Annotated in this window: 15 protein-coding genes; 8 read left to right on the forward strand and 7 right to left on the reverse strand. The window is 67.3% G+C overall.

Annotated elements, in window-relative coordinates; all coding sequences use genetic code 11:
* The first annotated feature begins 80 nt into the window (after positions 1-80).
* From S2M10_RS10835 to S2M10_RS10865, 7 genes are all read left to right on the forward strand, one after another.
* The gene (locus S2M10_RS10835; protein ID WP_211090991.1) at positions 81-1,727 is read left to right on the forward strand and encodes a carboxyl transferase domain-containing protein; all 1,647 of its coding nucleotides are present in this window, start codon (positions 81-83) and stop codon (positions 1,725-1,727) included.
* A gap of 124 nt (positions 1,728-1,851) precedes the next feature.
* The gene (locus S2M10_RS10840) at positions 1,852-2,379 is read left to right on the forward strand and encodes a nuclear transport factor 2 family protein (RefSeq protein WP_168846066.1); all 528 of its coding nucleotides are present in this window, start codon (positions 1,852-1,854) and stop codon (positions 2,377-2,379) included.
* Positions 2,376-2,687, forward strand: a complete 312-nt coding sequence (locus S2M10_RS10845; protein WP_168846067.1) for a DUF3088 family protein — start codon at positions 2,376-2,378, stop codon at positions 2,685-2,687. Before S2M10_RS10840 ends, S2M10_RS10845 begins: the two co-directional genes overlap by 4 nt.
* Complete coding sequence (locus tag S2M10_RS10850) at positions 2,684-4,612, forward strand: acetyl/propionyl/methylcrotonyl-CoA carboxylase subunit alpha (protein ID WP_168846068.1); 1,929 nt, start codon at positions 2,684-2,686, stop codon at positions 4,610-4,612. The genes S2M10_RS10845 and S2M10_RS10850 overlap by 4 nt, the downstream gene beginning before the upstream one ends.
* The gene (locus S2M10_RS10855) at positions 4,609-5,073 is read left to right on the forward strand and encodes a GNAT family N-acetyltransferase (protein ID WP_348770578.1); all 465 of its coding nucleotides are present in this window, start codon (positions 4,609-4,611) and stop codon (positions 5,071-5,073) included. The genes S2M10_RS10850 and S2M10_RS10855 overlap by 4 nt, the downstream gene beginning before the upstream one ends.
* The gene (locus S2M10_RS10860; RefSeq protein ID WP_168846069.1) at positions 5,074-5,523 is read left to right on the forward strand and encodes a MaoC family dehydratase; all 450 of its coding nucleotides are present in this window, start codon (positions 5,074-5,076) and stop codon (positions 5,521-5,523) included.
* Positions 5,484-6,758 (forward strand): NAD(P)/FAD-dependent oxidoreductase, encoded by a 1,275-nt coding sequence (locus S2M10_RS10865; protein WP_247650749.1) that lies wholly within the window; start codon positions 5,484-5,486, stop codon positions 6,756-6,758. Before S2M10_RS10860 ends, S2M10_RS10865 begins: the two co-directional genes overlap by 40 nt.
* Here the strand turns inward: S2M10_RS10865 and S2M10_RS10870 are convergent.
* The 7 genes from S2M10_RS10870 to S2M10_RS10900 form a co-directional block, all read right to left on the reverse strand.
* A complete protein-coding gene (locus tag S2M10_RS10870) occupies positions 6,755-8,221 on the reverse strand; it encodes an NAD(P)/FAD-dependent oxidoreductase (protein WP_168846070.1) in 1,467 nt (488 codons plus the stop codon). The genes S2M10_RS10865 and S2M10_RS10870 overlap by 4 nt on opposite strands.
* Positions 8,222-8,274: 53 nt before the next feature.
* Complete coding sequence (locus S2M10_RS10875) at positions 8,275-12,492, reverse strand: translocation/assembly module TamB domain-containing protein (protein WP_168846071.1); 4,218 nt, start codon at positions 12,490-12,492, stop codon at positions 8,275-8,277.
* On the reverse strand, positions 12,492-14,693 hold the full coding sequence (locus S2M10_RS10880) for a BamA/TamA family outer membrane protein (protein WP_348770579.1): 2,202 nt from the start codon (positions 14,691-14,693) through the stop codon (positions 12,492-12,494). Before S2M10_RS10880 ends, S2M10_RS10875 begins: the two co-directional genes overlap by 1 nt.
* Before the next feature lie 103 nt (positions 14,694-14,796).
* Entirely contained in the window at positions 14,797-16,788 is a 1,992-nt protein-coding gene (locus tag S2M10_RS10885) for a malate synthase G (protein WP_168846125.1), read from the reverse strand.
* Between the two features lie 123 nt (positions 16,789-16,911).
* Entirely contained in the window at positions 16,912-17,358 is a 447-nt protein-coding gene (locus S2M10_RS10890; protein ID WP_168846072.1) for a MarR family winged helix-turn-helix transcriptional regulator, read from the reverse strand.
* Between the two features lie 205 nt (positions 17,359-17,563).
* Positions 17,564-18,361 (reverse strand): A24 family peptidase, encoded by a 798-nt coding sequence (locus tag S2M10_RS10895; RefSeq protein WP_168846126.1) that lies wholly within the window; start codon positions 18,359-18,361, stop codon positions 17,564-17,566.
* Complete coding sequence (locus S2M10_RS10900; RefSeq protein ID WP_348770580.1) at positions 18,357-18,617, reverse strand: hypothetical protein; 261 nt, start codon at positions 18,615-18,617, stop codon at positions 18,357-18,359. Before S2M10_RS10900 ends, S2M10_RS10895 begins: the two co-directional genes overlap by 5 nt.
* Before the next feature lie 90 nt (positions 18,618-18,707).
* Here S2M10_RS10900 and S2M10_RS10905 point away from each other — a divergent pair, with 90 nt between their 5' ends.
* Entirely contained in the window at positions 18,708-19,895 is a 1,188-nt protein-coding gene (locus S2M10_RS10905; protein WP_168846073.1) for an acetyl-CoA C-acyltransferase, read from the forward strand.
* Positions 19,896-20,016 lie beyond the last annotated feature (121 nt).

Raw genomic sequence — 20,016 nt, forward strand, 5'->3', positions numbered from 1 at the left:
AGATCGACAAGCTGGGCATGCGCGGCTCGCCCACGTCGGAGCTGGTGTTCACCGATTGCGAGGTGCCCGAGGCGAACGTCATGGGCCCGCTCAACGGCGGCGTCGCGGAGGAAGCGTTCGACCGGCCAGTCCTTGGTATAGCCCCCACCGCCGTCAACCCGGACAGCGACCCGTTCCGCGCCCAGGCCGCGCATCACCGCGCGCTCGCGGAGAAGCTCCGCGCGGATGTGGCGCAGGCCGCGCTCGGCGGCAGCGAGTCCGCGCGTGCCAAGCATGTCGCGCGCGGCAAGCTGCTCCCCCGCGAGCGGGTCGAGCGGCTGCTCGATCCCGGTGCGCCTTTCCTCGAGATCGGCCAGCTCGCCGCCTGCGACCTCTATGACGGAGAAGTCCCCGGCGCGGGCGTGATCGCCGGCATCGGCCGCGTCTCGGGCCGCATGGTGATGATCGTCTGCAACGACGCCACCGTGAAGGGCGGCACCTATTACCCGATGACGGTGAAGAAGCATCTCCGCGCGCAGGAGATCGCCGAGGCCAACCGCCTGCCCTGCATCTATCTGGTCGACAGCGGCGGCGCCAACCTGCCCCACCAGGCGGAGGTGTTTCCGGACAAGGAACATTTCGGCCGCATCTTCTTCAACCAGGCCAATATGTCGGCCAAGGGCATCCCCCAGATCGCCTGCGTGATGGGCAGCTGCACCGCCGGCGGCGCCTATGTGCCCGCCATGTCCGACGAGAGCGTGATCGTCCGCAACCAGGGCACGATCTTCCTCGCCGGCCCGCCGCTGGTGAAGGCGGCGACGGGCGAGGAGATCAGCGCCGAGGATCTGGGCGGCGGCGACCTCCATGCCCGCCGCTCGGGCGTGGTCGATCACCTGGCCGAGAATGACGAACATGCGCTGACCATCGTTCGCGACATCGTCAGCCACTTGCCCGCCGATCGCGTGCCCGATGTCGCGCTGAAGAATCCGCGCCCGCCCAAATACGCGGCCGAGGAGCTGTACGGCATCCTCCCCACCGACGTCCGCGCGCCCTATGACGTGCACGAGGTGATCGCGCGTCTGGTCGACGGTTCGGAATTCCACGAGTTCAAGGCGCTCTACGGCAGCTCGCTGGTCTGCGGCTTCGCGCATATCTGGGGCATGCCCGTGGCAATCCTCGCCAACAACGGCGTGCTGTTCTCCGAAAGCGCACAGAAGGGCGCGCATTTCATCGAGCTCGCCTGCCAGCGGCGTATCCCGCTGCTCTTCCTCCAGAACATCTCTGGCTTCATGGTCGGTGGCAAGTACGAGGCGGAAGGCATTGCCAAACATGGCGCCAAGCTGGTGACGGCAGTGGCGACGGCTACCGTGCCCAAGCTCACCATCCTGATCGGCGGCAGCTTCGGCGCGGGCAATTACGGCATGTGCGGCCGCGCCTATTCGCCGCGCTTCCTGTTCAGCTGGCCCAACAGCCGGATCAGCGTGATGGGCGGCGAGCAGGCGGCGAGCGTGCTGGCGACGGTCCACCGCGACGCGGGCAAGTGGTCGCCCGAGGAAGCGGAAGCCTTCAAGGCGCCGATCCGCCAGAAATATGAGGACGAGGGCAATCCCTGGCACGCCACCGCGCGGCTGTGGGACGACGGCATCATCGATCCGGCGCAGACCCGCGACGTGCTGGGCCTCGCGCTGGCAGCAACGCTCAACGCGCCGATCCCCGAGCGGCCGCAGTTCGGCGTGTTCCGAATGTGAGCGGGTCCCAGTTTCCTTCCGCCGGCGCCCGACACCCGCGCTTCGCGCGCCCCTCCACCATGCTACGCATGGTCCCTCTCCCCCCGCCAAGCTGGGGGAGGATCTAAACGCCGAAGGCTGAACCATGCTCCTCTCTCTCCTCGCCCTCACGTTCATCGCGCAGACCGCCGGCCTGCCCCCGCCCGCCGCCAATCCGACGCGCAGCGTCCCCGCGCCGGCCAAGCTGCCGCCCGCCAATCCGCTCGCCCCGCCCGACGGCAGCGACGAGCGCGCGGTGCTCGCGACGGTCGACAAGCTGCTGGGCGGGATCAACACCCGCGATGCCGCTGCGATCGGCGCGACGCTTCGCGCGGCGGGCAGCGCTACCGTGGTCACCGAGGCCGAAAGCGGCCCCGCAACGGTGCGCACCCTGCCCTGGCCCGAGCTGCTCGCCCGCTTTCAGCCGGGCCCGGAGACGTTCGATGAGGGCATCTCCAGCCCCGCAGTGGAGATCGACGGCGACATGGCGATGGTCTGGGCGCCCTATGTGTTTCGGCTGAATGGCAAGGTCCATCACTGCGGCACCAACCATGTCAGTCTGGTGCGCGAGAACGGCGCCTGGAAGATCGCCAGCCTCGCCTGGACCTCGCGCACTATCGGGTGCCCGGCATGACCCGCGACACGCTGTTCGTGCTCGACACCGACTGGGCCGATCCGGCCTATGGCGGCACGCGCCGCTTCTACTGCAAGGACTGCATCACCGTGGAGGGCCTGCTCGCCGCCTTCCCGGAGCGCGCCACAAAGATCGACGTAGTCCGCATTCCCTGGCCCCGCCCCCGCGCCGCGGTGGTGGCGCGGCTGGGCGCGGAAAACCAGAACCTCCCTGCGCTCGCCTTTGCCGAAGGCGGCTTCGCGAACGACATCGAAAGCGTGCTCGCCGCGCTCCACACCCGCCACGGCTTTCCGGAGCGCCACCCGTGATCCAGTCCCTGCTCATCGCCAATCGCGGCGAGATCGCCTGCCGCATCATCCGAACCGCCCGCGCGATGGGCATCCGCACCGTCGCGGTCTATTCGGACGCCGATGCGAATGCACTGCACGTCCGCCAGGCCGACGAGGCCGTGCATATCGGTCCCGCCCCGGCGCGCGAGAGCTATCTGCTCGGCGAGAAGATCATCGCCGCCGCGCATGCTACCGGCGCCGAGGCGATCCACCCTGGCTATGGGTTCCTCTCCGAGAACGCAGAGTTCGCCGAGGCGGTGATCGCTGCGGGGCTGGTCTGGGTCGGGCCGAAACCGGACAGCATCCGCGCAATGGGCCTCAAGGACGCCGCCAAGGCGCGGATGATCGCGGCGGGGGTGCCGGTCACCCCGGGCTATCTGGGCGAGGACCAGTCGCCCGAGCGGCTCCAGGCCGAGGCGGATGCGATCGGCTATCCGGTGCTGATCAAGGCGGTGGCCGGAGGCGGCGGCAAGGGCATGCGGCGGGTGGAAAGCGCCGCCGAGTTTGCTGATGCACTCGCCAGCTGCAAGCGTGAGGCCGCCTCCTCCTTCGGCGACGATCGGGTGCTGCTGGAGAAGTATATCCTCTCGCCCCGGCATATCGAAGTACAGGTGTTCGGCGACACGCACGGCAATGTCGTCCACCTGTTCGAGCGCGACTGCTCGCTCCAGCGCCGCCACCAGAAGGTTATCGAGGAAGCCCCCGCCCCCGGCATGGACGCCGAGACGCGCGCGGCGATCTGCGCGGCGGCGGTGCGCGCGGCCAAGGCGGTCGACTATGTCGGCGCAGGCACCATCGAGTTCATCGCCGATGCCAGCGAAGGCCTGCGCGCCGACCGCATTTGGTTCATGGAGATGAACACGCGGCTTCAGGTCGAGCATCCGGTGACCGAGGAGATTACCGGGCAGGACCTTGTGGAGTGGCAGCTCCGCGTGGCGAGCGGCGAGCCGCTTCCCCGGCGGCAGGAGGAGCTGGCCATCCATGGCTGGGCTATGGAAGCGCGGCTCTATGCCGAGGATCCGGCCAAAGGGTTCCTGCCAAGCGTCGGGCGACTGGAGATTTTCCGTCCCTCGCCGGACGTACGGTATGAAACGGGCGTGTACCAAGGCGCGGAGATTACCGGCTTCTACGATCCGATGATTGCCAAGATCGTGGTGCATGCCGATAGCCGCGACGAAGCCTGCGAAGCACTGGCACAAGCCTGTGCCGCAACGGACGTCTTCCCTGTCAAGACCAACGCGCCCTTCCTCTGGCGGGCGCTGGATGACGAGGATTTCCGTGCGGCGCGCATCAATACCGGCTTCATTGCCGACAAAGGCGATGCGTTGCTCCCGCCGACAGAGCCGTCGGACGACATGATCAAGCAAGCCGCCGCCGCGCTGCTCGTTCAGGAATATCACGGGCACCCTACGATGCTGTCCGGCTTGGATGACGACCTGTTGGGGGCATCCCAGCCAAATCCGTGGCGGGGCGCCCTTGGCTTCCGGTTGAATGCCCCGCAGAACTGCCGCGTCGCCGTCTCCGTTGACGGGAAGGTTCACGTCACCGAATTGCCGGCCAACTGGCGGAGAGCCGCGGTCGTCGCCGAGCCGGTCGCCGATGGGGTTGCGGTGAATGATGACGGTTTGTCCTTCCTGGCATCGCTGCCGCGCGTCGGCCCGACCATCGGTGGCGCCGCCGCCGACGGCGCCTTGCTCGCCCCCATGCCCGGCCGCATCAGCGCGGTGGACGTCGCCCCCGGCGCGCAGGTCACCAAGGGCCAGCGGCTCGTCACGCTGGAGGCGATGAAAATGGAGCATGCGCTTACCGCACCGTTTGACGGCACTGTCGCCGAACTGCCGGTGGCCGCCGGCGGGCAAGTCACGGAAGGCGCGCTACTCGTCCGCGTGGAGAAGGCCGCGTGATCTTCCGCGACGCCAGCTTGGCCGACTTGCCCGAGATCGTGGCGATGCTCGCTGACGACGATCTGAGCCGCGGACGCGAGAACGCCTCGCTGCCGCTCGATCCGCGCTACGAAATGGCATTCGCCGACATCAATGCCGATCCCAATCAGCGGCTCATTGTCGCAGAACGGGACGGCGCGGTGATCGGGACGATGCAGCTGAGCTTCCTACCCGGCATCGCCTTTCGCGGTGCCTGGCGCGGGCAGATTGAGGCCGTGCGCATCGCGACTTCCGTGCGTGGCCAAGGGCTTGGCGGCCAAATGATAGATTGGGCTGTAGCAGAATGCCGTGCGCGCGGCTGTCGGTTGGTGCAGCTCACCTCGATGCGTGACCGCCTGGATGCGCATCGCTTCTACGAAAAGCTCGGCTGGACCAAGAGCCATTTCGGCTTCAAGCTGAAACTGGATCAGGACGAAGGCTGAATGGCACGCTTTTTCGACGAATGGCAGCTTGGCGACCGTATCGAGCATGCGCTGCGGCGCACCGTGACGGAAACCGACAACCTTCTGTTCACCACCCTCACGCACAACACCCAGCCGCTGCACCTCGATGCAGAGGCTGCCCGTGCCTCCGAATTCGGCCAGATCCTGGTCAACGGCACCTATACCTTCAGCCTGATGATCGGCATCACCGTGGCGGATACCACTGCGGGTTCGCTGGTCGCCAATCTCGGCTATGACAAGCTGACGATGCCCAAGCCGGTCTTCCTGGGCGATACGCTTCGCGCGAGTTCGGAGGTGGTGGAGCTCCGTCCCAGTAAGTCGCGGCCCAGGCAGGGCATCGTTAGCTGGCGCCACCAGATGCACAATCAGCGCGACGAGATGGTGTGCGAATGCCTGCGATCGGCGTTGCTGCGCAGCCGTTCGGCCTGACGCGCGTTTCGCGACGGATGCAACAGTTCGACGTGATCGTCATCGGCGGCGGCGCCGCCGGTATCGGCGCGGCCCACAGCCTTGCGGAGGCCGGCCGCGAAGTTCTGCTGGTCGAAGCTGACGCCCGGCTGGGTGGCCGCGCGCGCACCGAACACGTCGACGGTATGGCGCTCGACCTGGGGGCCGGCTGGCTGCATTCGGCCGAGCATAATCCATGGGTCGAACTCGCGGCGCTGCACGGCTTCGAACTCGACCGCACCCTGCCGCGCTGGCGGGAGCAGTGGCGCGAACTCGGCTTTTCCCCCGCAGAACAACGCGATGCGGCCAAGGCCTACGAAGCGTTCGAAAACCGGTTGCGACAGGACCCGCCCCCAGGCGATCGCGCCGGCGCGGCCCTGCTGCCGGGCAGCGCGTGGAGCGTGTGGATCGACACCATCAGCGGCGTCGTCAACGGCGTCGATACCGCCAAGCTCTCGATTGCTGACTATCTCGCCTATGAGGATGCCGCGACCGAGACCGACTGGCGGGTGCCGGCCGGCTATGGTGCATTGGTGGCTGCGCAGGCGAGCGGGCTGCGCACCGCCATGTCGACCCCGGTAACCGCGATCGACAGCACGGGCTCCCGGCTGAAGCTGGAGACGCCGCGCGGAACCTTGGAGGCGGCGCACGCGATCATCACCGTGTCGACCGACATTCTCGCCCGCGGCGACATCACGCTTACCGGACATGACGAGATATTCCACACCGCCGCCGCGCTGCCGCTGGGCTTGGCGGACAAGCTGTTCCTCGCGGTCGACCAAGGCGTCGATGAACTCGAGGCCAACGCCCATCTGCTCGGCGATCCGCGCAACACGATCACCGCAAGCTACACGCTGCGGCCCTTCGGCCGCCCGATCATCGAGGCGATGTTCGGCGGCGAAGGCGCACGCGAAATGGCAACGCGCGGGCTGCACGGAGCGGCGGATTTCGCTATAGAGGAGCTGTGCGGCCTGCTCGGCGGCAAGTGGCGGCGGCGGCTGCGACTGCTGGCCGGCTCGTCGTGGAGCCGCGAGACGCATGTGCGCGGCGGGTACAGCCACGCGCTGCCTGGTCGTGCCGCGGCACGGCAGGTGCTGGCGACGCCGGCCGATCCGCGCATCCGCTTTGCCGGCGAGGCCTGCTCGCAGCATGAATTCTCGACCGTGCACGGCGCTTACAAGACCGGCGTCGCCGCCGCCCGCGCCCTGCTCGGCTAGGCAGCCTGCGGCACGGCGGGCTCGGGATTTGAGAATATCATCTCATCATCGATGCTTCCGAACTTCAGCGCAAGCAGATCGCGCGTGTAGCTCTGGTGCACCCGCCAAGGCTTGCGATGTCCCTGCCGGGGCAGCAGGCGAAGCGCGCGCTGCACATAGCCCGAGGTAAAATCGAGGAATGGCTCCGGCTCCACGGGCCCGACGGGCTGCGGCGTCACCTGTCGCATGCCCCGCTTCGCCATCGCCCCCAGCAGCCGGGTGACATAGGCGGCGGTCAGGTCGGCCTTCAGGGTCCAGCTGGCATTGGTGTAACCGAAGGCGATCGCGAAGTTCGGCACGCCGGAAAACATCATTCCCTTGTAGGTGAGGCGCTCCGACCAGTCGACGGTCTCGCCATCCACCGCCACCGGCACGCCCCCCATGAGTTGGACCTCCAGCCCAGTTGCGGTGACAACCAGATCCGCGTCCAGCGCGCGGCCGGATTGGAGCTTTAGGCCGGTCGGGGTAAAGTGGTCGATCCGATCGGTAACCACCTCCGCCCGGCCGTCGCGTATCGCGGCGAAAAGATCGGCATCCGGCACCAGGCACAGCCGCTGGTCCCAAGGATCATAGCGCGGCGTAAAGTGGGTCGCGACGTCATAGTCGTGGCCGAGCTCGCACCGAACCATCTCCACCAGGCGCGCCTTCGCCTTGGCCGGATGCTTACGGGCAAGCGCATAGAAATACTGCCCGATCAGCACGTTCTTCCAGCGGGTGAGCGCATAGGCCGCCTTGGCCGGCAGATGGCGTCGGAGCCAGTTGGCGATGCCGTCCTGCGAGGGGCGGGCCACGATATAGGTGGGAGAGCGCTGTAGCATGGTGACGTGCGCCGCCTGCCGGGCGAGTTCGGGCACCAGCGTCACCGCCGTCGCGCCACTGCCGATCACGACCACGCGTTTGCCGGCATGATTAATATCGGGGGTCCAGAATTGCGGATGGACGATACGGCCCTGGAAATTGGCGCGGCCGGGAAAGTCCGGCAGATGACCGCGCTCATAGTTGTAATAGCCAGCGCACAGAAACAGAAAACTGCAGCTGAACTGGCGCGTGCGACCTGCCGCCTCTACCGTAACTGTCCACAACGCCTCGCTGCTCGACCATTCAGCACCGATGACCTTGTGGCGATAGCGGATATGGCGATCGATTCCGAACTCGTGCGCGGTGTCTTCCAGATAGCGCAGGATGGCGTTGCCGTCCGCAATCGCCTTAGCGTCCGTCCAGGGGCGGAACGAAAATCCCAGCGTGTACATGTCCGAGTCCGACCGGATGCCGGGGTAGCGGAACAAGTCCCAGGTTCCCCCCAATCGATCGCGGCCTTCCAGGATCGCATAGGTGCGCCCGGGGCAATGCGTCTGCAGGTGATACCCCGCACCGATCCCCGACAGCCCCGCGCCCACGACGAGAACGTCGAAATGTTCGCGCATCTTCTTTGCCTCTCCGGGAGGCATGGTTGCACGACTATTAGGCGGACGCCACCTTAATAATCCCGCGAGTAGCGCAGCGTCGCACCCGAGCCACCGAACGAACTCGTCTGCGAAAGCACGCTCAATGCGCGCGAGAGCGACACTTCCAGCTGTGTCGCAGTGAAGCCGCGGGCATCGGTGATGATCTCGATATAGATGTTGTTGGTGATGTACTTGCCCGCCGCAAGCGAAGTGCCGCGCCCGGTAGTATCGTCGGCGCCCAGCACGCGGAGACGATCGATGCCCGTCGCCGATTTGAGCTGGCCGAGCGGGTTGAGCCCGCCACCGGTTGCGCGCAGCGAATTGAGTGCTGCCGCGAGCTGGATCGCCTCCGTGGCGGAGAGATTGGTCACGTTGGTGCCGAAGAACAGGCGCGACAGTACCTCGTCCTGCGGCAGCGCCGGGTTCGAGGTGAAGGCGATCTGCGGCTTCTGCGCGGTGCCGGTGATGTTGAGGATCGCCGTCACGCCCTCCGCCGTGGTGTTCGCCGAGATGTCGATCGTCGGGTTGGTCAGCTCCGCGCCCTGGAAGCTGATGATGCCCTTGGTGAGATCGAACCGCCGGCTCGCAAAGCTGTAGGTGCCGCGCACCACTTCCATCGTGCCGCGGATCTGCGGCGCCAGCGTGGTGCCGCCGATATTGATGTTCGCCTGCCATTCGGATTCGAGGCCCATGCCGCTCACCATCAGGCGGTTGTCCGCGCGGACGCGAATGGCGAGATCGAAATTGCCGAACGCACGGGCCGGCTTCTTCGCCTGCGCCTGCTGGTTGGGATCGACATCACCTTTACGGCGCACCCCCGTAAGCTCCGGGATCTCCGCCGCGCCCTGGCGGATGATCTGATAGTTCGCCTCGGGGATGTCGATCTGGCCCTCGATCTTCTGGACGTCGGCGCTCTTGGTGATGGTGAGCGTGCCGCTCGCCGTCGCCCCCAGCGCCTCGCTGCGGGCGAGCCGCGCATTGTCCAGCTTGACGTTGATCGCCATCGGAAAGCTGTCCGCGGAAGACAGGCCGACCCGGCCGCTGGCGCTGACGCTGCCGTCGCCCGCGCGTGCCGTGGCCTGATTGAGGACGAAGGCGTCGTTGGAAAACTGGCCGTCGATCTTCAGGTTGGTCAGCCGCGTACCGGTGCCCTCATTATCGTAGGTCAGGTTGTCGGCGCGCACGACGCCGTTGAGCAACGGCCGGTCGACGCGGCCGGTGAAGTCCGCCGCCATGCCGATAGCGCCAGTAAGCTGCTGGTTCGGCAGACCCGCAAAGGCGAAGGGAAGTGCTGCGGGACCGTTGTAGCGGATGCCGCCCGATAGCGGTGCCGCCATCAGCCGTTCGGTCCAGCTGCCGGCACCCGGGCCCAAAGGTCGCAGCGTGGTGACGACGCGGCCGATCGTCGCGTTGCCGCGGCGGATCAACGCGCGCAGATCACCGCCGTCGGGCAGCAGCTTGCCGACCATGCTGATGTGTACGGGCGTCGATACGCGAGCGAGGCTGGAGCGCGTGAGGTCGTCCACCTCGAGCCGGAGATCGGCACTGGGGAACGCTTCGGGTGAGGTTTGCGCGAAGTCCAGACTGCCGGTCGCGGTGCCGCCAATGCCGAGGTCAGGCACGAAGGCGTTGGTAATGGCAAGATCGAGCTTGTCGAGCCGCGCCTGCAGCACGATGCCGTCGCCATAGCGCCCGGCCAGCCGCACGCTGCCCTGGTCGAAATTGATCAGCGTCGGCAACAGGCGGTACACGCCCTTGTCGATCGCAATCCGTGCCGCCTGCGGTGTGCGGAACTTTACGCCGCTGGCTTGGCCCTGCAGTGCCGCCGTCCACAAGCTGGGCGTCATGCGGCCGTTGAGGGCAATATCGAACGCCACCCCCGAGGAACCGCTTGCCACCGCCTGCACGGTGCCGTTGCCGCCGCGATAATCGAGCTTGGCGCGCGCGGTGCGCAGCAGGAACTCGCCGCGCTTCAGATTGGCGATCTGGACGTCGGCGACGATCTGGGGCTGTTCGGCGAGCACGATGCTTGCATCCGCGATGGCGCGCCCGATGGTGAGCTCGGCAACGCCTGGAATGGCCGCATTGTCAGCGGTCGCGCGCACATCGGCGCGCTGGAATTTGCCTTCGGCGCCCAGCGTGGCGATGCCGTCGACACCGGAGCCCCGGAAGCTGAGCTGCCCGGCGAACGGGCCGGCGGAGGTCTGCTGAAGCTGGCCGGCGATGTTCATGCCCGCAAACCGCGCGGCGTTCACCTGAAACGCCAGCGCCTTGCCGGTGCGGACCAGCACATCCGCGTTGAACGGCCCGTAATTGCTCTCGCCGGTCGCGGTCACCGCATAGGCATCGCCGCGGCCGACCACCTTCGCCTCGACCTTGGCGAGACCGACGCCCAGCCCCGGCTTCTCGGCGCGCAGCACCAGCTGCGGCGCATTGAGCGTGCCGGTCACGCGCGCGCTGAGCGGCCCATATTGATCGGAGACCGCATCTGCGGTGATCCGGATCGGGCCGGCGGGATCATAGGTCCCTTGCCCGCGCAGCACGCGGAACTGTGGCGCGCGCACGCGTACATCGGCGATACCGATCACGCCTTTCGGATCGAGGTTGAGCCGTGCAGAGGCAACCGTGTTGCCGCCCAGGAAGTTGCGGATGCCTTCGTTGAACAGCTTCCGCGTGCGCCCGGCGACCTTGCCGCGAATGCCCCAGCCGCCGCCGGGGGCGGTGTAGAGCTCCGCATCGGTATTGACGTCGACAACGCCGACACCCGCTATGGTGTAATCGTTGATCCGGCCCTTCAGCGCGCCGGTATAGCGGCCTGTGCCCATATCGGCCGCCACGATCGCGGTCGCGTCGATTTTGTCCGATTTCAGCCGGAGATTGTCCGAGAGGATACGCGTGCCGGAGATGGCGATGTCGCCGTTCACGGTGACGTTGGTCACCAGACCGCCCGCCGCCGCATTCAGCCCGGAAATCCGCGCCGCCTTGGCGCGCACCGGCACCAGGATGCGATCCGAATCGACGCGCGCGCGGCCCTCGGCATAAAGCTGCTCGACCACTGTCTCACCAAAGCCGATCGCACCCGCGGAGAGCTTGTAATCGACCATCGGCGTCGCAAAGGCGCCTTCCAGCGCGAGCGACGCGCGCACCGAACGACCGACCAGTTGCGGCGCGATCGTGCCGGGCTTGAGCAGCAGTGCATCGACATGGACGCCGCGGAACTGGTTGTTGGCGAGATCGACCAGGCCTTGCGCCTGCGCCGACAGCCCATCCGACTTCAGCTTGATGATGCCATCGGCCTTGCGGTCCGCCCAGCGGAAATCGGTGTCCAGTCGAAGCCCCGGCGCGGTCAGCCGCTCGACAGGGCCCTGCAAGTACAGACCGGGATGCGTCATGCCGCGGATCTGGAACCGACCGTTGTCGGCGGTCACGTCGAGATCGGCAAGGCTATCGCCGCCCAGCCTCGCGATGCCCTTGCCGGCCCAATGCTTCCAGTCGCCCGCGCCCTGCACCGTCGCTACCAGCGGCGCCTGCAGCTTCGCAAGTCCCGCGACGAGGCCGCCCTTCGGGGCGTTCAGCCGCAGATCGATGTCGAGCCGGTTTGCCTGCGGCACCGCGTCGAGCTTGAGAGTCACCCGGTCGCCGCCGGCCACGCCACGCGCCGCGATCGTGCCTGCGTCGGCATTCAGCTGCGCGCGCCCGTCCGACAGATGCGCCGAGCCGCTAAGTCGTGCGATGTGCCGCTGCCCGTCCACTGCAGGTGCGATGTCGATCCGCGCGACGTTGAGGCGAGCGACGTCGATGTTGAGGTCGGGCAGCAGTGGCGCATTCGGGTCGCCCGAAGGCTTCAGTTCGGGCAATCGCGCGAGCCGGATCTCCGGGCTCTCCAGATTGCGAATGTCGATGCGGTTGTTCAGATAGGAAAGCGGCCGCCAATCGAGCCGAATTTCCTGCGCCGTCGCGAACACGCCCTTGCTGTCGCTCACCCGAATGTCACGCAGCACCATGCCGCCATAGATCGACCCGTCGATCCGGCCGATCCGGAAGCCTAGCCCCGACTCGAGCTTCAGCTTGGCGAGCTGGTCGGCGATCAGCCGGCGCCCGGGCTGGGTGTCCAGCCCCAATACCGCGAGCCCCGCCAGCGCGACGAGCGACACTAGCCCCAGCGCCACCCATTGCGCAATCTTCACCCAGAGCGGCTTGCCGGTGCGCACGACCGTCACGGTCCCGGTTTCAGGCACATCGTCCGCCATCAGAATGCCTGTCCGATCGAAATGTAGAGCGCGATTTTGGATTCGCCCTTCTTGCGCGCGATCGGCGTCGCCACGTCGATGCGCAGCGGGCCGAAATTGGTGTAGAGACGGCCGCCGATGCCCGCGCCGAAGCGGAGGTTTCGGCCGGTAGGCGCAGTGCCTTCGTAGACTTGGCCGGCATCAAGGAACGGCACGATGCCGTAATTGCCGAAGCGATAGCGCGCCTCGATCCCGAACTCGTTGAACGCGCGGCCGCCCACCGGCTTGTCGTCCGGTGAGCGCGGCCCGAGCTCCTGATAGCCGAAGCCCCGGACCGATCCGCCGCCACCGCCATAATAACGCCGCGAGGGCGGAAGATCGTCACGCGATACGCCACTGATCGAGCCGACCCGGGCCCGGCCAGCAAGCACGATGCTGTTGGTGATCGGGTAATAGCCGTCCACCTCCAGCATCATCCGCGCATAGGGCCGTACCGATCCGCGCACCGAGGTTTCGGCGCTGAGGTTGCCCTTGATGCGATAGCCGCGCGTCGGGTTCAGCAGGTCGTCGGAGGTGTCATAGCCGAGGAAGGTCGGGATCGCCGCGATCAGCCAGGTACCGCGATCGCGCCTGCCCAGGTCGAAATTATACCGGTCCTCGTTCGATCCGACCAGCTCGGCGCCATAATAATAGGTCCAGCGTTTCTGCCAGATCGGCGTGGAATCGCGCGAGATGCGGGCGGACAAGGTCGTGGTGAACGCCTCGAACGCGTCGTAATCCTGGTGATTGAGGGATGCGGTGACGAGGAAGGTGCGGTCGCGCTTGCCGGCGTTGGAACGGCGGAAGGTGGTGGTCAGCGCCTGTTCCTGCGTGCCGAGGATGCCGCTGACGGTCAACGCGCCCTCGGGCGGGAACAGGTTGCGATGGGTCCAGCTCGCCTGCGCCTTGATGCCCTGCCCGGTGCTGTATCCCAGTTCGCCGGCAAGCGTGCGCGCCTTGCCCGCTACCTGCCGCACCAGCAGATCGACCTGCTCGGTCCCATCCGGTCCCGGCTTGCCGGTGCGCTGCGGCTCGACCGAAACGGTGGAGAAGAGCCCCGTCGCTATCAGCGCCTGGCGGAGATCGTCCACCTTGCGGCTGTCATATACCTGCCCCTCGCGATAGCGACGGAAGATGTTGATGTGTTCCGGCGCGAATACCTGGCGCCGGCCGGCCGTCTGGATCTGGCCGAAGCTGGCGCGCGGGCCAAGCGTGACCGGCAGGGTATAGTCGCCGGTATGCGTCGCATCGTCGAGAACAATGTCGCGCTGCCCGAGTTCGATGAACGGATAGCCCTGCTGCGGCATGCGCAACGACACATTGGCCTCGGCACCAAGCACGCGATCGGCCTGGATCGGATCGCCGGGGTTCAGGTTCAGCTCGCGGTCCAACAGGCCCGGCGGCACCGTCGGATCGCTGGCGATCCGGACGTCGCCGAGCCGGTAGAGCTTGCCCGGCGACGCCGTGATCGTCGCGCGGAGGTTCCCCGAATTGGGCGGATTCTGCGCGATCGAGGACGATGCGGTAGCGTCGTAATAGCCAATCGACTTCATCAGCCGCAGCGCGAGCTTTTCGTCCTCGCGGGCGCGGGCGGAGACCATGGCGGCATTGGCAGCCTTGCCCTTGCCGTGCTGGAGCGCCGACAGGCTGCGGAATTGGCCGTCCAGTCGAAGCGCGTCGAGGCCCACCAGTTCGGTAGTGTAGCGGATAGTGGGCGCCTTCTCGTCCTCCTCCGCCGTGTCGGCGACGGGCTCTACCTTGAACGCCGCGAGCGGAGGCAGCGGCGCCAGCATCTCGGGCGTCTCCGGCCCCGCCGGTGCGAAGCCCTGTTCGTCCAGAGCAGGCGCCGCCTGCTGTTGCGTTCCGACCGGCGCGGGAGCCGCAGACACGGTGGGCGCGGCCGGCACCTGCGCCGGCTTCTGGAAGCCGCCCACCGGCTCCAGCGGCGCGTTGATGTCATCGCTCAGCTTGGGCAGCGCTTCTTCAAATGCCTCGTCCGGGACGATGGGCGCGGCCTGCTGCGCCGCCGCGTCCGCATCCGCAGGCTGTTCGGGCGCCGGGGCGGCCGACTGGGGGGCACCCTGCCCCGGCTTGGGATCGTTCAACTGGGCGTGTGCAAGTGCGGGCACGAACCCCGCCCCCGCCAACGCGGCGACCCAAACCACCCGAACCCCTTTACCCACGCGCCTCCTTCGGGAGCCGCGATGTCTTCCGGCCCGCCCTGTAGCGTAACGGCCGGTTGCGGATTTTGCTCCCCTGATGCGTCGCTCCAAGCAATGCGTGCGATCAAACGCAAGGCTCGAGCGCTTTTGCGCGTGCGCGAAAACGATGCAGCAGCGGCTCGGTATAGCCGTTCGGCTGGTCGATGCCCTCGAAGATCAGGGCACGCGCCGCCTGATAGGCGAGGCTCTCCCCCTCCCGGCCGGCCATCGGGAAGTACAGCGGATCCCGCGCGTTCTGCGCATCCACCTTCGCTGCCATGCGCCGCAACGCTGCGTCCACCTGCTCGGGCGTGGCGACGCCGTGCAGCAGCCAATTGGCGATGTGCTGGGAGGAAATACGCAGCGTCGCGCGATCCTCCATCAGACCGACATCGTGCATGTCCGGCACCTTGGAACAGCCGACACCCTGATCGATCCAGCGCACGACATAGCCGAGGATGCCCTGGGCATTGTTGTCGAGCTCGCGCTCGATTTCGTCCGCGCTCCAGTTGCGTCCCTCCGCGAGCGGCACGGCCAGCAGATCGGCGAGCGGCGCGACCTCGGCGGGCAGGGCGCGCTGGCAGGCGGCGACGTCGACCGCATGATAATGGGTGGCGTGCAGCGTCGCCGCGGTCGGGCTCGGCACCCAGGCGGTGGTGGCGCCGCTCTTCGGATGCGCGATCTTCTGGGCAAGCATGTCCGCCATGCGATCGGGCGCCGCCCACATCCCCTTGCCGATCTGCGCTCGCCCGGCGAGACCGCAATCGAGGCCGATGCGGACATTGCGCACTTCATAGGCTGCGATCCAGCGCGCAGCCTTCATCTCGCCCTTGGGCACCATCGCGCCGGCGCGCATGCTGGTGTGGATCTCGTCGCCGGTGCGATCCAGGAAGCCGGTATTGATGAAGAACAGCCGATCCTTCAGCGCATGGATGCACGCGGCGAGATTGGCGGAGGTCCGCCGCTCCTCGTCCATCAGGCCGATCTTGATCGTGTTCGGCGCCAAACCGAGTATCCTCTCCACCGCGCCGTACAGCCGGTCGGCAAAGGCGCATTCCTCCGGCCCGTGCATCTTGGGCTTCACGACATAGATCGAGCCCGCCCGGCTGTTGCGGAACCGGCCGAGGCCTTTTAGATCGTGCAGCCCGATCACACTGGTGAGGATGGCATCGAGGATGCCTTCCGGCGCCTCGCTTCCGTCCGGCAGCAGCACGGCGGGAGTCGTCATCAGATGCCCGACGTTGCGGACGAGCAGCAGCGCCCTGCCGGGCAGCGTCGTGCCGTCCGCAAATTCCAGGTCCGGTGCGAGCGTCCGGGTCAAGTGACGCCCGTTCTTCTCGAAGCGCTCCGCCAGATCGCCGCGCATCAGGCCCAGCCAGTTGGCATAGCCGAGCAGCTTGTCCTCGGCATCCACCGCAGCGACCGAATCCTCCAGGTCGATGATCGCCGTCAGCGCGGATTCGAGCAGGACATCGGCGATATGCTCGGGATCGTCCTTCCCGATCGGGTGGCCGGGATCGCGCACGACGGCGAAGTGCAGCCCGCTCGCGCCGCGATAATAGACGGTGTGTCGGGCGCCCTCGGCCGTGCTGGCGATCTCGATGGCGCCGGGCAAAATGCCCGCGAGGAAGTCGCGCGCCCAGGCGATCACCTGCGCGCCGCGTGCGGCGTCATATCCTCCGGCGGCGGTCTGCCCCGGAATGGCGTCGGTGCCGTAAAGCGCATCATAGAGGCTGCCCCAGCGGGCATTGGCGGCATTGAGCACGAAACGCGCATTGAGCGCCGGCACCACCAGCTGCGGCCCGGCGAGTGCCGCGATCTCGGCATCGACATGGTCGGTGGCAATGGTGAAGGGCGCAGGCTCGGGCACGATATAGCCGATCTCGCGCAGAAAGGCCTCGTCCGCCGCGTCCCCGCGCGCCAGGCGGGCGTCGATGGCCGCCTGCAGCGCATCGCGTGTCGCAAGCAGCGCCCGGTTCACCGGCGCATATTCGGCGAAGATCGCGGCGGCGCCCGACCAGAAGGCGTTGGGATCCATCGACAGCGGCGGCAGCACCGCTTCTTCGACGAAACGCATCAGCGTCGTGGCGACCTGCAACCCGGCGCGATCGGCATAGTCAGTCAACGGAGTCCTCCTTGCGGTTCTTCGCTACACGCCTGGGGAGGGCCTGCCCTGCTTACGCGAGGGCGCGCGCCGCGATCAACCCCCGTCGAAAGCCGTAGCCGCCGCTTCGATCCGCTCCAGCATCGCGGCAAGCTGTTCCTTCTCCGCATCGGAGAAGCTTGCAAACAGCCGCCGCTCCAGCTCCAGCGCCTTCGGCGCGACCTGTTCGTACAGCTGCCAGCCCGCCGCAGTCAGCGCGACGAGGTGCGAGCGCTGGTCTGTCGGATTGGCAGCCCGGGCAATGAGACCGCGCTCGACCAGCCCGATGGCGGCGCGACTCACCGTCACCTTGTCCATCCTCGTCCGCCCGCACAGCGCCTGCTGGCTCATCGCCCCGCCTTCGGCGAGCACCGCCACCAGGCGCCATTCCGGGATACGCAAGCCGAATAAGGTCCGATAGGCGCTCGCGACGGCATCGGACACCGCGTTCGAAGCGATGGACATGCGATACGGCAAAAAATCGTTCAATTTCAACGCGGTCATCTATACCTCTGAGCTTCGATTAACCGTGACGCATGTGACAACGCTGGCAGGTTGCAATTTTTGCAATGATACCGGTAACAGTTCGCACTTGCAGCAGATGGGGCCGCAGTGCAGAAAGATCGGGCCTTTCAGGCATCCTCTCCTAAGACTTTCAAAGGCCGTCCTTCGGGGCGGCCTTTTTTTTGGGGCGGGATGTCGGCCTGCATCAATATGCCGTGCGTGCGATTTGCAATATGCCCTCCGGCGACGCCGGCGCCGGATACAGCTGGTGCCCGAACCATATGGCCCAGGCACCGGCCGCCAGCATCACGCCGAACGGCAGTCGATCGGTCGCGCGGACCCGGCGCCCGACGCTCATCATCCCCAGCACCGCCGCGAGCCCGATCAGACTGGCCGAGAGCAGCACCATCGGCAGGTCCTGCCAGCCCAGCCAGCACCCGATCGCGCCGAACAACTTCGGGTCCCCGCCCCCAAGCCCCTGCCGCCCGCGCGCGGCCTTGTATCCGCGCGCGACCAGCCACAGGACGGCATAGCCTGCGCCCCCGCCGATGAGCCGGTCGAGCAGCGGCGGCGCCTGGCCGGTTGCACCGGTGATCAGCCCCGCGGCCGCCAGCGCGGCGTTGAGCGCGTTGGGGAGCCAGAACGCCACGAGGTCCAGTGCCGCGAGGGTCAGCAGCAGCCAGCCGAATATCGCTCCCGCCGCGCCCGCCCATCCCGGTGCTATCAGGCCGGCGGCGAGGCCGATCGCCAGCCCGGCGACTTCCGTTCCCCAATGGCTGGCGGCGATGCGCGCGCGGCAATGGCGGCATCGACCGCGCTGCACGAGGAAGCTGAGTACCGGCACCAGTTCGGCCGCCCGCAGCGTCGCGCCGCAAGCATCGCAAGCCGAGCGCCCCCGGGCGACACCTCGGCCTTGCGGCCAGCGGATCGCGATGGTGGCGATGAAGCTGCCGAACACGGCGCCCAGCACGCCGAGCAGCGCCGGCCACCCCCAGGAGTCAATCGGCGTCACGCGGCGGCCGCTTGCGGATCAGATAGCGGTACACGCCAAACAGGTTGATGCAAAACAGTACGAGGTTCTGGGTCCAGAGCGGCTCGTCCCCGGTCATCAGCGCGCCGCTGATCCAGCAGATGCTGGAGGCGACGAACAGCGCAAACCCCCAGCCGGTCAGCCGTCGTCCCAGATCGAGCGAAACCATGAACGCCGCGATCATGCCGCTGATCGAGGCGCCCCATTTCAGGATATCGACAAGGTTCACGCACGGCTCCCTTCCTGCGGGAGCACGCGGGCTTTTGCAAACCCGTCGCCGACCCCCTAGATCACCGGCAAACACCCGAGAGGAGCCTTTATGTCCGCCGACCCCATCGTGATCCTGTCCTATGCCCGTACCCCGATGGGCAGCTTCCAGGGCAGCCTTGCCGATGCGTCCGCCACCGACCTCGGCGCGACCGCCGTCGGCGCAGCGGTGGAACGCGCGGGCCTGAAGGGCGAGGCGATCGAGCGCATCTATATGGGTTGCGTGCTGCCCGCCGGGCTCGGCCAGGCGCCTGCCCGCCAGGCCGCGCTTAAGGCCGGGCTGCCCCAGCACATCGAGGCAACGACGATCAACAAGATGTGCGGATCGGGCATGCAGGCGACGATCATGGCCGCCGAGGCGCTGGCCGCGGGCTCGGTCGACCTGCTGATCGCCGGCGGCATGGAGAGCATGACCAATGCGCCCTATCTGTCGATGCGTCATCGCAGCGGTGCGCGGATCGGGCATGACGTGCTCAAGGACCATATGTTCCTCGACGGGCTGGAGGATGCCTATGAGCCCGGCCGCCTGATGGGCAGCTTCGCCGAGGAGACCGCCAAGGAATATCAGTTCACCCGCGAGGCGCAGGATGCCTTCGCCATCGCCAGCCTCGAGCGCGCCAAGGCCGCCCAGACCAGCGGCGCCTTCGATCGCGAGATCGTGCCGGTCGAGCTGCAGGGTCGCAAGGGCGTGGTGACGGTGGCGCTCGACGAGCAGCCGGCCAAGGCCGATCCGGCCAAGATCCCGACGCTCAAGCCCGCCTTCGCCAAGGACGGGACGATCACGGCCGCCAATGCCTCATCGATCTCGGACGGCGCGGCGGCGCTGGTGCTGACGCGCGCCTCGGTGGCGGAGACGCTGGGGCTGACCCCGATCGCCCGGATCGTCAGCCATGCCGCGCACGCCCATGCGCCCGCCCGCTTCACCACCGCGCCGGTGTTCGCGATGCGCAAGGCGCTGGCGAAGGCGGGCTGGGAAACCGGCGATGTCGATCTGTTCGAGGTCAACGAGGCGTTCGCCTGCGTGACGATGATCGCGATGCAGGAACTCGGCCTCGCCCATGACACGGTCAACGTCCATGGCGGCGCCTGCGCGCTGGGCCACCCGATCGGCGCGAGCGGGGCGCGGGTGCTGGCGACGCTGCTCTCGGCGCTGGAAGCGAAGGGCCAGAAGCGCGGCCTCGCGTCGCTGTGCATCGGCGGCGGCGAAGCGACCGCGGTGGCGGTGGAGCTGATGGATTGAGTGCCAAACACTTAGCCCCTCGTCCTGGGAGGAGGGGTTGGGGTGGAGGGATTCCAGAACGCAGGTGGGTCTCTGCGAGACACCGCCCCACCCCAACCCCTCCCCTGAAGGGGAGGGGCTT

Source organism: Sphingomonas sp. S2M10, assembly GCF_012650175.1.
Lineage (GTDB): Bacteria > Pseudomonadota > Alphaproteobacteria > Sphingomonadales > Sphingomonadaceae > Sphingomonas.

Coding starts and splice junctions, on each gene's coding strand:
- S2M10_RS10835 (WP_211090991.1), top strand. CDS start 81: ATGGGCCCGCTCAACGGCGGCGTCGCGGAGGAAGCGTTCGACCGGCCA.
- S2M10_RS10840 (WP_168846066.1), top strand. CDS start 1,852: ATGCTCCTCTCTCTCCTCGCCCTCACGTTCATCGCGCAGACCGCCGGC.
- S2M10_RS10845 (WP_168846067.1), top strand. CDS start 2,376: ATGACCCGCGACACGCTGTTCGTGCTCGACACCGACTGGGCCGATCCG.
- S2M10_RS10860 (WP_168846069.1), top strand. CDS start 5,074: ATGGCACGCTTTTTCGACGAATGGCAGCTTGGCGACCGTATCGAGCAT.
- S2M10_RS10865 (WP_247650749.1), top strand. CDS start 5,484: ATGCCTGCGATCGGCGTTGCTGCGCAGCCGTTCGGCCTGACGCGCGTT.
- S2M10_RS10870 (WP_168846070.1), bottom strand. CDS start 8,221: ATGCGCGAACATTTCGACGTTCTCGTCGTGGGCGCGGGGCTGTCGGGG.
- S2M10_RS10875 (WP_168846071.1), bottom strand. CDS start 12,492: ATGGCGGACGATGTGCCTGAAACCGGGACCGTGACGGTCGTGCGCACC.
- S2M10_RS10885 (WP_168846125.1), bottom strand. CDS start 16,788: ATGCGTTTCGTCGAAGAAGCGGTGCTGCCGCCGCTGTCGATGGATCCC.
- S2M10_RS10890 (WP_168846072.1), bottom strand. CDS start 17,358: ATGACCGCGTTGAAATTGAACGATTTTTTGCCGTATCGCATGTCCATC.
- S2M10_RS10905 (WP_168846073.1), top strand. CDS start 18,708: ATGTCCGCCGACCCCATCGTGATCCTGTCCTATGCCCGTACCCCGATG.